The following is a 12,071-nucleotide window of genomic DNA, read 5'->3' on the forward strand; positions in this document are numbered from 1 at the left end:
CAATGCATGGCTTCTCCTTATCTACATTCTTTTGCTTTATTTTTCTCTTTGCTCAATCCATTTTTAATGAGCATTTATATGATTGGCCTGATCCGCCATTCAGAAACAAAGGTGTTTAATAAAGCACTGATTCAGGGAAGCTTGATTGCTTTTGTCGTGTTCATGCTATTTGCATGGGGCGGCGAAGCAATTTTTAGTAAATATCTGAATGTACGTTTTGAAGCCTTCCAGATTTTTGGTGGCCTTATCTTTTTGGTCATTGGCTATCGTTACGTTTTTCAGGGTGCCGATACTATTGGTGAAATGCGTGGTGCACCAGAACATCTGGCTGGCACCATTGCCATGCCGTTCATGATTGGCCCGGGCACCATTAGTGCTGCTGTGGTAACAGGAATGGAAATGTCAATTGGTGAAGCAGCCCTAGTGATAGCCTTTACCTTGTTTTTAACCTGTAGTATTTTGATTTTGATGAAATTTTCACATGATCATTTACGTTATCGACATGCCAAACATATCGATCGTTATTTTGATATTGTGGGGCGTTTATCTGCTTTGTTAATCGGAACGATTGCCATTGATATGATTATTAATGGTGTAACAGGTGTGATTACTAAAATATAGCGAGTGACCCGTAAGATCCTGCTATGCCATTAAGCGTGGAATAAAATGGCATAGCATCTTTTAAAAAAATTCTAAGATAAATAAGACAGCTTAAAAAATAACTTTAAAAATAATGCCTTAAAAAACTAAATTTTAAAAAACAATCAAAGATATTAAAAAATACAATGCTATGTTGTGGATTTAAACATGTTTTTTTTGTGAATTATCAACCATAATGTTGACTGAGCTTGTTTTAAGACACAGAGTTGAGCTATGCCTACATTAGATGAAATAACCACAGCAACTGATGATCAGTCTGAATTGACGATGTCAGTTTTGATGACGCCTGATATGGCAAATTTTTCAGGTAATGTTCATGGTGGTACGATTCTAAAACTACTAGACCAAGTCGCTTACGCTTGCGCAAGTCGTTATTCGGGTGGCTACGTGGTGACTTTATCTGTAGATAAGGTGAATTTTAAAGAACCTATTTATGTAGGTGAGCTGGTAACCTTCTTGGCAAGTGTTAACCATGTAGGCCGTACTTCAATGGAAGTGGGAATACGGGTTGAAGCTCAAAATATCCAGAAGCGTACAGTGCGCCATACCAATAGCTGTTATTTCACCATGGTTGCTGTTGATGAACAGGGCAAGCCATGTGAAGTACCTCATTTGAAACTTGATACAGAGTGGAAGCGTTGCCGCTTTGAAGCAGCCGAGCACCGCAAAGTTTTACGTCTACAAGAAAATCACAACCCATCTTGTAGCATGTATAAAAAATCTTCTTAAAAAAAAGGATCGAACCGCAGCATGGTTCGATCCTTTCCTTCTTTACCAAAATTCAGCATCCATTTTTCATTTCAGTAAAATTATCTCTGAGCTTGGAGGAGAGTGCTGAGAGAATTAACGAGTTGCAGGTGCTGGTGCAGCTTCAGAAGCAGAACCTACAGCATCAGTTGCAGCATTAGCAGTGTTTGCTTGTTCTTGAGTTGAAACAACTACTTTCTCTTCACCAGCAGTGCTATGCGCTTGTTCATGTTTAGAAGCAGCGAAAGTTGATACTGCAGTTAAAGCTAAAGTTGTTGCAAGTAGAGTTTTAACTAATTTCATGTTATGGCATCCTTAAATTCATTAAAAAAATAAATCAAACCTAATCATTTAAACCTACATGGAATATGTATGGCTGAATAACTAAGCTAGGACACATGCTAAGCCGAGGTTGGGATTACATCAATTAACTTAACAATCTATTACGCCTATCTTAACAATATGAAATATACGGGCCATTTATGTGCGGAATCTGTAAAATTAACTGGCTTAAATACACCTTAAAATGTGAAAGAATATTTCTTGTTGAGTAAAAAAAAACCAATTTTGTTACGAAAACCTAACACTTTGGCATGAATTGTGAATGCGCATAAATAGAATATTCCGTTTGAATTATAGTTGTCTAAAGTTAATTTAGATTTTGAATGAGATGTATGTCACATATTAAGTGTTTTGCCCTGATAATTGGAAAGTATATCTTCAAAGTGAAAAATCATTTTCATGGGATTTAAACAGTGATATACCTTTTTTAGTTTTTAAACTTTGTTGATTTGAGCCGCTTGTGAAATTTATTGCCCAAAAAACTGTTCCTACCCATATTATTTCTGGTTTTTTAGGGGCTGGTAAAACCACATTATTACAGCATTTATTAAGTCAGAAGCCTAAAGATGAGGTTTGGGCTGTATTAATGAATGAGTTTGGGCAAATTGGAGTAGACCAACAACTCTTACCTCAAGATGAGGGGTATGCAGTTAAAGAATTATTAGGTGGTTGCTTGTGTTGTAGTAGTCAATTGCCTATGCATATTGCTTTAGCCCGTCTATTGAGTGAGCAAAAGCCAGATAGACTCTTTATTGAGCCTACAGGACTTGGGCATCCTTCACAGTTATTTGACCAACTGACTGAACCGCATTGGCAAAGTAGTTTAGCCATGCGTGCTTTAGTTACTGTTGTTGATGGTAGCCGTTTGCACGATACAAACTGGGTCAAGCAAAACCTTTATGAAGATCAGTTAAAAGCTGCCCAGATTGTGGTGGTGTCACATACTGATGTGATGACTTTTGAAGATGATCAGGCGCTTGAGTTATTAAAAGAAGAATACAAGCCTTATCATCAAGAATGGATTAAGACTGAACATGGTCAGTTAGCGTTAAATAAAATTGATGTAGCTGCTCGCTTAACTGAGCGCTCTATTCAACCTTTACTTAAACTTCAAAAACAAATGACTGAAACCGAGGTTAAGAAGGAAATTCAGCAATTACCTTATCATTATGTCGAGTCGGCACAAGGCTATATTGTGGCAGGTTGGAAATTACCTAAACGCTGGAAATTCGATTTTTATGCTTTGCTAGATTTATTATGCGCACAGGAAGGCTGGCTTCGAATTAAGGGAATTTTTAATACAGATCAAGGTTGGAAAGTTTTTAACTTTAATCCTGATCAGTTTAATTATAAGTCTGGTGAAGAGGGAATTGACAACCGCATTGAAATCATTAGCGAACATCATCACGATTGGTTGGCTTTTGAAACGGCATTACTTGCTTGTCAGCTTAAAGAATAGAGAACATTAAACCAAAGACGATTTAATGTTCTCATAATGGATTTAAGGTTTTGTATCTAACACTGCTTTGGCTTGAGCATGGTCAATATCTTTTTCCCAGTGAGCAATCACTACGGCGGCGACACAGTTACCAATTAAGTTGGTGCAGGCGCGAATAATGCCAATGAACCAATCGACAGATAGTAGAAGTACTAGACCAATCGCAGGCAGGCTTGGAATAACGGAAAGGGTGGCCGCAAGAATAACTAGAGCTGAGCCAGGAATACCGTGTGCACCTTTAGATGTGATGAGTGACACCAACAAAATAGCCAATAGGTCATGCGTAGATAAATCGATATTGCAGGCTTGCGCAATAAAAATTACCCCTAAAGTTAAATAAATTGAAAACCCATCGAGGTTAAAAGAGTAACCCGTTGGAATGACCAGACCGACGGTTGAATCCTTAATTCCCAGATTTCTGAGCTTTTTCATAATTTGGGGTAAAACAGAATCAGAAGAGGCTGTACCTAAAACGATCGCTAACTCATCTTTAAAATAAGCCACAAATTTGAAAATGTTGAGACCGGCAAGTTTTAAAATTGAACCTAAAACAATAACGACAAATAAAATGCAGGTTGCATAAAACAGTAAAACCAAATAACCCAATTGTACGAGCGAATCTAAACCAAATTTGGCAGTGGTATAGGCCACTGATCCGAACACACCAATAGGCGCTAAACGAATAATCAGTCCCATAATTTTAAAGAAGACTTCCGAAAAAGCTTCAAGGGCCTGACGGACTAACTCTGCTAAATTTTTGGGAATTAAAAGTAGGGCTACACCAAATAAAATAGCGATGAGTAAAACTTGTAAAATATCGCCGTTTGCAAAAGCGGCAGTGAATGTTTTTGGAATAATATTGAGCAGAAATTCTGAACCAGTGTGCATTTCATGTGCACGTTCGGTATAGGTGCTTAAATCTTTTGCATCTAAATGACCGATATCGATATTCATGCCAACGCCTGGCTTGAATACATAGGCAACGATAATGCCTAAAACTAAAGCAATACTGGTGACCACTTCAAAGTAGAGAATGGTTTTTGCACCGACTTTGCCCATTTTTTTGATGTCATTTGCACCATAAATACCAAGCACAACCACACAAAACACAATTGGGGCAATCAGCATCTTAATTAAAGAAATAAAACCATCACCCAATGGTTTTAAAGATAGGGAGAAATCATGAAAACTAGCGCCTACTGCAACTCCCAGAAAGAGAGCACAAAGAACCTGTAAAAATAAACTACGCTTGAACTTTTGCCACATAAGTCATCAATTTTAGGAGGAGAAGAATATTTCTCTTTCAAGCAAAAAACTGGCCAACTCTAAAATAACTGAAGCGTTTTGGAAGAATATGCAAATTTCCCTTGGCTATGTTTTGGATTACTCAGTTTTTTTATAATTTTTTAGCCAAAATCGAGTATCCTTAGCGCCAAATTTTGGGACATATTAATCATGGCGCTTAAAGCAACAATTTATAAGGCAGACTTGAATATTGCGAATATGGATGACCATATTTATGGTGATTATCAACTTACGCTTGCCTTACATCCTTCTGAAACGTTAGAACGATTAATGGTTCGTTTGATGGCTTTTGCCCGTTTTGCAAGTGATGAGCTTGAGTTTACCAAAGACCTTTTTGAAACTGATGAGCCAGCGTTATGGCAGAAAGATTTAACAGGTCAGTTAGAAGCATGGATTGAAGTGGGCTTACCATCAGAAGATAAAGTGAAAAAGGCGAGTGCACGTTGTAAAAACGTTGCAATTGTTGTCTATGGCACGCAAGTCGAAGACTGGTGGAAGAGAAACAGTAAAATTAAAACGTTAAGTAACGTTCAGGTTTGGCAAATTGCCCCTCAAAGCACAGCCGAGCTAGAACAACTCTGTGAACGCACCATGCAACTCCAATTAAATGTCATGGACACAGAGTGGACGCTTTTAGGTGAAAAGGGTCAGGCAAATGTGGTGTGGACGCAGTTACAGTAAAATAGAAAAGCGCAACAAATTCTACAGACTCAGTTGGTACACTAAGTACTAATTGCGATTTAGAGATTCGATTTAAAGGGTAAACCATGTCAAATGAATTAGAAATTATCGATTTAAAAGTAGGTGAAGGCAAAGAGGCTGTTAAGGGCGCTTTGATTACAACTCACTATACAGGTTGGTTAGAAGACGGTACTAAATTCGATTCTTCAATTGATCGCGGTAATTATTTTGAATGCGTGATTGGTACAGGCCGTGTGATTAAAGGCTGGGACCAAGGCATTATGGGAATGAAAGTTGGTGGCAAGCGTAAATTAATCGTGCCTGCTCATTTAGCTTATGGTGAGCGTAAAATGGGTAAGATTATTCCAGCAAATTCTAATTTAATTTTTGAAATTGAATTATTCGATGTCAAAACCCGTGACTAGTGAAAATTTGAAAGCCCTTTAGGGGGCTTTCTTGTTTATATGAGCTTTAAATATAAATACATTATTTATTTATATTTTAGCTTTTTGAATATTTAAGATTATTTTCAGATTATTTGATTATAAATGCTGACTGAAAAACTGTTCATTTGTGAGCAGGATGATATTAAGACCAAATTGAAGAAAGTTTGCGTCTTAACATCAAAATTCACATAAATAATCTATATTGCTATTGAGACGCTATTTCATGATTATCCGCTTTGCATCTCCTTTGTTGAACATCACACTTGGCTTGGCCTTGGCTGGCTTGTCAGGTATGGCATTAGCCAAACCACCTAAACTGGACGCTTCAACACTTACGGTCATTGGTTATCATGAAATTACCGATACTAAGAATGCATTAATTCCTCAATATGCGGTCACAACTCAACAATTTAGCCAGCACGTCGATTGGTTGCAAAAAAACGGGTTCCATTTTATTACGGTTGACCAGTTAATTCGCGCTCATCAAGGTAAATATCAACTGCCTACAAAACCAGTTTTATTAACTGTAGATGATGGTTATCAGTCTTTTTATCAAAATGCATATCCGGTCATTAAAGCTAAAAAAATCCCTGTTGTGCTCGCAGTAGTCGGTTCATGGTTAGAGCCAAAAGCAGGGCAGAAAGTTGATTTTTCAGGAGAAGAAATTCCACGTGATAAAATCTTAAGCTGGGGTGAGCTTAAAGAAATGCAAGATAGTGGTTTTGTTGAGATTGCAAGCCATAGCTATCATTTGCACCGCGGTATTACAGGCAACCCACAAGGTAATTCTGAACCTGCTGCAACGACGCGTTTTTATGATGTTAAAACTCAAACCTATGAAAACGATGAACAATATCAGTCACGAATCTATAACGACCTGAAAAAAAATAACGAATTACTCAAAGCACATGGCTTACGTTCTCCACGTGTTATGGTATGGCCATATGGTCGCTATAATATGCAAACTGTTAAAATTGCAAACAAATTGGGTATGCCAGTAACCATTACACTTGATGATGGGGCAGACCACGCAAAACAGTCACTACAAAATATGAGCCGTATTTTGGTAGAAGGTGGAATGACGACTGATGATTTGGCTCAAGAAATTAAAAACCGTGAATTAAATTTAACGGATAATAATCGTCCGCAAAAAATCATGCATATTGACCTGGACTATATTTATGATCCAGACCCGAAACAACAAGAGCGTAATTTAGGCCACTTGTTAGACCGAATTAATGGCATGGGTGTAAATACAGTTTATTTACAGGCATTTTCAGATCCAGATGCGAATGGTTCGGCTGATATGGTTTATTTCCCAAACCGCCATATTCCAATGCGTGCCGATTTATTTAACCGTGTTGCATGGCAAATTCAAACGCGTACTGCTGTAAGCCGTATTTATGCGTGGATGCCGCTATTGGCGTGGGAATTACCAAAAACCGATCCTGTTTCTAAAGATTTAGTCGTGACGGAGCAGGCAAAAGCAGGTGAACACTTGAATATGGGTTATATCCGTTTAAGTCCGTTCTCAGCCGATGCACGTCAAACTATTCGTGAAATTTATCAGGATTTGGCTAAGTCAACGCCGTTTAACGGAATTTTATTCCATGACGACGTGACCTTATCTGATTATGAAGATGCCAGCCCAGATGCTTTAAAAGCCTATGCGAAACAAGGTTTACCGACAGATTTGGCAAAAATCCGTGAGAACGACCAAGACTTGCAAAAGTGGACTGCATATAAGACAAAATATCTAGATGATTTTGCAATGCAACTTGTTGATGACGTGCGACAATATGAACCATTCTTGATGACTGCACGTAATTTGTATGCGCAAGTTGCGTTAAAACCATATGCAGAAAACTGGTATTCACAATCGCTTGAAGAGTCATTAAAACGTTATGACTTTACAGCTATTATGGCGATGCCTTATATGGAACAAGTGGAGAATGCTGATCAATTTTATAAAGATATGGTTGATCGGGTAAAACAATATCCTAATGGCATCAAGAAAACCGTTTTCGAATTACAGGCAACCGACTGGCGTAAAAATGAAAAGGTACCTTCAACTGAAATGGCAGCAACAATTCACTCACTTTATCAACAAGGTGTAATGCATGTCGGATATTACCCTGATGACCCAATCAAAGATCACCCGGATGTTGACGTAATGCATAAAGCATTTGCTGAAAAATCATCTCGTCTTGTGCCGTAGTCGGGGCTGAAACATGACAATCTTTGCTGCAATATGGTCGCATGCCTTAAAATTCGTTTTTTATTATCCATTATTCATGTCGTATTTATGGATGATGGGTGCGATCATTTTCTATTGGAAAGAACGTCAGGCTCCGCCTTACGATCAACCAGCCCCATTAGAAAGTTATCCAAAAGTTGCTGTATTAGTTCCTTGTTTTAATGAAGGGGACAATGCAGAGGAAACCATTAGCCATGCTTTAAAACTGGACTATCCTCATTTTGAAGTGATTGCGATTAATGATGGCAGCTCGGATAATACAGGCGAAGTACTTGACCGTTTAGCAGAACAACATGAAAAATTGCGTGTTGTTCATTTGGCTCAAAACCAAGGTAAAGCCATGGGGCTGCAAGCCGGAAGCTTAATGACCGATGCCGAGTTTTTAATTGGTATTGATGGTGATGCTTTACTTGATCCACATGCAGCAAAGTGGATGATTCGTCATTTTCTTGAAAATCCGACTGTTGCTGCGGTCACTGGAAACCCGCGTATCCGCACTCGCTCAACTTTATTAGGTCGTATTCAGGTCGGTGAGTTTTCTTCGATTGTGGGCATGATTAAACGTGCACAACGTACCTTTGGTCGTTTGTTTACCGTATCGGGTGTAATTACGGCTTTTCGTAAAAGCGCGGTTCACCAAGTCGACTATTGGTCACCAAATATGTTGACTGAAGATATCGATATTACTTGGAAGTTACAGCGTGCAGGTTGGGATATTGAGTTTGAACCAAATGCCTTAGTTTGGATTTTAATGCCTGAAACCTTAAATGGGTTGTGGAAACAACGTTTACGTTGGGCAATGGGTGGCGCACAAGTATTAATTAAAAATATTGATGTGTTCACCAAGCCAAAATTGAATTTTTTATGGCCTTTAATGTTTGAGCTTTGCTTAACTTTAGTTTGGTCATATTTAATGCTAGCGATGGCCTTATTGTGGTTGGCACATTTTATTTTACCTGTACCCGCACTGGCCGTTGTGAGTTCCCCATTTTTACCGTATGGTAGCGGTATTTTATTGGGGGCAACCTGTCTAATTCAGTTTGCTTTAAGCAAATGGATGGATAGTCGTTATGAACCGCATCTAGGAAAAAACTATTTCTGGATGATCTGGTATCCATTGGTCTTTTGGCTAATCACTATTTCAGCAACCATTGTGGCATTTCCAAAAGTCTTACGACGTGGAAATGAGAAACGAGCACGTTGGGTGAGCCCGGATCGGGGCATTCGCTAGAATGAAATGCAAGAGTCATGAGATTTTAAAGATCGTGCTGTATTGATGTCTGGGGAAAAACCACAGCACTTCGTTAGGTAAAGAGAGAAATGAAGACAAATTCGTTGATTATTGATTTACGCCGTCAATTACCATGGCATAAACGCTATGCTTCTACAACAAGCACAGCCATGATGTGGGCGGTTTGGTTGTTGTTGTGGCGTCCTTTTGTGTTTATCTGGGTATTGGCTGAGTTACAAAAAACTCATTTGGTACACCGTTTATTTAATGCCTTTGGTGTAGGAATTGAACATGGCCTTACAGCATTAATTGCTTGTGCAATTTGCTTATTGTTATGGAGCCATGTGCTACCAGAGCGTCGTGTCGGTGGTAGCGCGCTTAAAGCAAAACAGACTGATGATTATGCACGCTACTTTGATTTACCTGAACATGAAATTGAGCAGGGGCGTAGCCAAAAAATTACAGTCGTTCACCACGATGAATTAGGTAAAATCGTTAGAGTTGAATAAGCCCTATCAATCAAATAAAGCCCACTAAAAGTGGGCTTTATTTTTATGAATTGAGAAATCCAAGAATACGTTGCTTAACTTGATTAATATAAAATTCATCCTGTGTCACACGGTACATCAAGATTGCGCCTTCATAATCAGCAATACTTTGTTTTGCTAAAATCTCTGCTTGATCGTGAGCAATGCACTTGGCAAAAATAGATTCAATTGCAAGTTGCCAGTCCTGAAAAATACTACGTATTTTGGCTAAAATTTCAGGTGAGCCATATGCCGCTTCCATTGAAATTACCCCAAGCAGACAACCATTCACCCCTTGGGTAAAAAACTGTACAGCACGCTTATGCATTTGCTCAAAACGCTCAATGGCTGAGAGTTCTGAATGTGTTGTACTTTCAAATAGAGAATGAATTAAATATTGATGAGTACCATTTAACACTTCGAGCAAAAGCGCCTCTTTGTTTGGATAATAATAATAAAAAGAAGCTTTAGTGAGGCCACAAGCTTTCGCCAGCATGTCCATGCTCGTTCCTGCATATCCATAAGTTTTAAACTGCAAAGCGCAGTGCTTGAGCAGCTCTTCTTTCGCAAGTTTTTGTGGTCTCATTTCATATCATCCAAAACATAAAACAGGTTTATAAAAAACCATCAAAAGTGATGCGGATTTTACTCCAGATTTGTTCAGCATCTTTTTTAAAGTAGCCCATATGCCCAATGGTTTTCATAGCAACATCTTGAGGTTGAAGACTGAGATATGTGACTTCTGCTTGTCGATAATGTTGCATAAATGCACGGCAAGAAGCAGGTAAAGCCCAGTCATCATCAAGGGCGGAGACTGCATAAATTGGAGTTTTGACAGAAGCATACTGTTCAATTAAATGCTGCTGTTCTGGGTCAGCAAAAAAATACTTAGGGTTTTTACACCATTTACGCCACTGTTTATAAACATTTAGAGGTAAATCGGAACCCATATTAAATTTGCTCCAAGGTAAATAACCTGTCACGGCAACAATAGGCGGAAACACGATATTCCAGACCACTTGAACTTTAAAACGTTCTTTCAGTGGCATATAGCCGTGCCAGCCTGCACCTGTACCAAACGTGTAGCAGGCTAATAATTTCTCATGATTAGGTAAGAGCCCGAGCGCATGGCCACCGTAAGAATGACCCACCATGAAAAGGGGTAAAGGCTCTTTTAATAAATATTCAATCGCACCTGCTAAGTCATATTGTCCCCAGTCTAAATAAGACATATCAAATCCTTTTAAAGATTTTGGACTCGATTTTCCGACGCCTCGATAGTCAAACGTTAATATTTGATAGCCAAATTGCGTCATATATTCAGCAAAGCGGCGGTAAAACTCATGCGGGACGCCTGTTGCTCCTGCAACGACAATATTGGCCTTAGCAGGCGTCGTCGTAAAGTAACGTGTGCCCTTGAGTGGATAGCCATCTAAAGCCGAAAATTGTACAGTTTGGCTAAGCTGTTCATCTATTTGAGTTGCTGATTGCATTGCTTTTCTCTTTCTTTTTCTAGCGTGATGAAATTTTATTTACCTTCAAAAACAGGCGGTCTTTTTTGCAACATCGCAAACACACCTTCTTGAACATCTTCTGTGGTGAGTAAAGGCTGAAGATGGCTCTGTAATTGGCTAAAAGCAGTTTGATAACCTTCATTGATGGCTTCACGGGCAGAAGCGAGGGTCGCTTTTACAGCAAGTGGTGCAGCTTGAGCAATATGTTCAGCCAGTTCTATTGCACGGTTGAGCTCCGTACCTTCTGGGCATATCTCTGTAATCAGGTTCATATCAAAGGCGGTTTTTGCATCAAAAGAATCACCGGTGAGCAAATAGCGCATGGCTTTGGCCCAACCCGCAGCTTGAGTAAATCGTGCTGTAGCTCCACCAAAAGGTAAGATGCCGCGTTGAACTTCCATCTGTGCAAACTGAGTATTTTCACTTGCTAAAGCAATGTCCGCATTCAGAAATAGTTCGATACCAGCGGTGTAGCAATAACCTTGTACCGCAACAATTAAAGGTTTACTCAGTTTTCGTCCAACTGTACCCCAAGGGTTCACTTCTTCATCACTAAAATCAAAAACACCTGTAGCGAGCTTGGGTTGTAACTCAACTAAATCTAATCCGGCCGTAAAATGGTCGCCATGAGCAAAGATAATTGCACAGCGAAGAGCATCATTATTTTCATATTCGGTAAGCGCCAGTGATAAATCTTTAATTAGGTGACTATCAAAGGCATTCCGTTTTGCTGCCCGATCTAGACCAATTAAAAAAATATGTCCGCGGGTTTCACGGCTGACTTTTCCTTCTTGATTTGACATATTTGGATGTCCTTTATTTATCTTTTAATAAGTTTTTAAACGATCGTTTAAAAAGTGTCA

The 12,071-nt window shown here is 39.0% G+C and carries 13 protein-coding genes; 8 read left to right on the forward strand and 5 right to left on the reverse strand.

Features of this window, described 5'->3' with window-relative positions:
- Positions 1-6: 6 nt before the first annotated feature.
- Both ACINWC141_RS00065 and ACINWC141_RS00070 read left to right on the forward strand, forming a co-directional pair.
- Entirely contained in the window at positions 7-621 is a 615-nt protein-coding gene (locus tag ACINWC141_RS00065) for a MarC family protein (RefSeq protein WP_009386536.1), read from the forward strand.
- Positions 622-873: 252 nt separating this feature from the next.
- Complete coding sequence (locus ACINWC141_RS00070) at positions 874-1,389, forward strand: acyl-CoA thioesterase (protein WP_005303245.1); 516 nt, start codon at positions 874-876, stop codon at positions 1,387-1,389.
- A gap of 114 nt (positions 1,390-1,503) precedes the next feature.
- On the opposite strand, the gene ACINWC141_RS00075 is transcribed toward ACINWC141_RS00070, so the two are convergent.
- Positions 1,504-1,710, reverse strand: coding sequence for a hypothetical protein (locus ACINWC141_RS00075; RefSeq protein WP_009386597.1), 207 nt, complete (start codon positions 1,708-1,710; stop codon positions 1,504-1,506).
- A 499-nt stretch (positions 1,711-2,209) separates the two neighbouring features.
- Between ACINWC141_RS00075 and ACINWC141_RS00080 the strand changes: the two genes are divergently transcribed.
- The gene (locus tag ACINWC141_RS00080; RefSeq protein WP_009386596.1) at positions 2,210-3,208 is read left to right on the forward strand and encodes a CobW family GTP-binding protein; all 999 of its coding nucleotides are present in this window, start codon (positions 2,210-2,212) and stop codon (positions 3,206-3,208) included.
- Positions 3,209-3,250: 42 nt separating this feature from the next.
- Here ACINWC141_RS00080 and dctA read toward each other — a convergent pair whose 3' ends face one another.
- Positions 3,251-4,513 carry a C4-dicarboxylate transporter DctA gene (gene dctA / locus ACINWC141_RS00085; protein ID WP_009386504.1) on the reverse strand — a complete coding sequence of 421 codons (1,263 nt, stop codon included), beginning with the start codon at positions 4,511-4,513 and terminating at the stop codon, positions 3,251-3,253.
- A 189-nt stretch (positions 4,514-4,702) separates the two neighbouring features.
- Here dctA and ACINWC141_RS00090 point away from each other — a divergent pair, with 189 nt between their 5' ends.
- The 5 genes from ACINWC141_RS00090 (at position 4,703) to pgaD (ending at position 9,676) form a co-directional block, all read left to right on the forward strand.
- On the forward strand, positions 4,703-5,233 hold the full coding sequence (locus ACINWC141_RS00090) for a YaeQ family protein (RefSeq protein WP_009386538.1): 531 nt from the start codon (positions 4,703-4,705) through the stop codon (positions 5,231-5,233).
- An 86-nt stretch (positions 5,234-5,319) separates the two neighbouring features.
- Positions 5,320-5,658: an FKBP-type peptidyl-prolyl cis-trans isomerase gene (locus ACINWC141_RS00095; RefSeq protein ID WP_002117532.1), complete on the forward strand. Its 339-nt coding sequence runs from the start codon at positions 5,320-5,322 to the stop codon at positions 5,656-5,658.
- 244 nt (positions 5,659-5,902) lie between these two features.
- Positions 5,903-7,897 carry a poly-beta-1,6-N-acetyl-D-glucosamine N-deacetylase PgaB gene (pgaB, locus tag ACINWC141_RS00100; protein WP_009386580.1) on the forward strand — a complete coding sequence of 665 codons (1,995 nt, stop codon included), beginning with the start codon at positions 5,903-5,905 and terminating at the stop codon, positions 7,895-7,897.
- Positions 7,898-7,910: 13 nt separating this feature from the next.
- Entirely contained in the window at positions 7,911-9,167 is a 1,257-nt protein-coding gene (gene pgaC, locus ACINWC141_RS00105) for a poly-beta-1,6-N-acetyl-D-glucosamine synthase (RefSeq protein ID WP_009386584.1), read from the forward strand.
- An 89-nt stretch (positions 9,168-9,256) separates the two neighbouring features.
- Complete coding sequence (gene pgaD / locus ACINWC141_RS00110) at positions 9,257-9,676, forward strand: poly-beta-1,6-N-acetyl-D-glucosamine biosynthesis protein PgaD (protein ID WP_034676941.1); 420 nt, start codon at positions 9,257-9,259, stop codon at positions 9,674-9,676.
- A gap of 43 nt (positions 9,677-9,719) precedes the next feature.
- Here the strand turns inward: pgaD and ACINWC141_RS00115 are convergent, their stop codons facing one another.
- Genes ACINWC141_RS00115 through ACINWC141_RS00125 form a run of 3 tightly spaced genes read right to left on the reverse strand, consistent with a single transcriptional unit; the run spans position 9,720 to position 12,011 of the window.
- On the reverse strand, positions 9,720-10,280 hold the full coding sequence (locus tag ACINWC141_RS00115; RefSeq protein ID WP_009386484.1) for a TetR/AcrR family transcriptional regulator: 561 nt from the start codon (positions 10,278-10,280) through the stop codon (positions 9,720-9,722).
- A gap of 28 nt (positions 10,281-10,308) precedes the next feature.
- Positions 10,309-11,187 carry an alpha/beta hydrolase family protein gene (locus ACINWC141_RS00120; RefSeq protein WP_009386508.1) on the reverse strand — a complete coding sequence of 293 codons (879 nt, stop codon included), beginning with the start codon at positions 11,185-11,187 and terminating at the stop codon, positions 10,309-10,311.
- A 35-nt stretch (positions 11,188-11,222) separates the two neighbouring features.
- A complete protein-coding gene (locus ACINWC141_RS00125) occupies positions 11,223-12,011 on the reverse strand; it encodes a crotonase/enoyl-CoA hydratase family protein (protein ID WP_009386549.1) in 789 nt (262 codons plus the stop codon).
- Between the last annotated feature and the right edge of the window lie 60 nt (positions 12,012-12,071).

Source organism: Acinetobacter sp. WC-141, from assembly GCF_000313935.1.
GTDB lineage: Bacteria > Pseudomonadota > Gammaproteobacteria > Pseudomonadales > Moraxellaceae > Acinetobacter.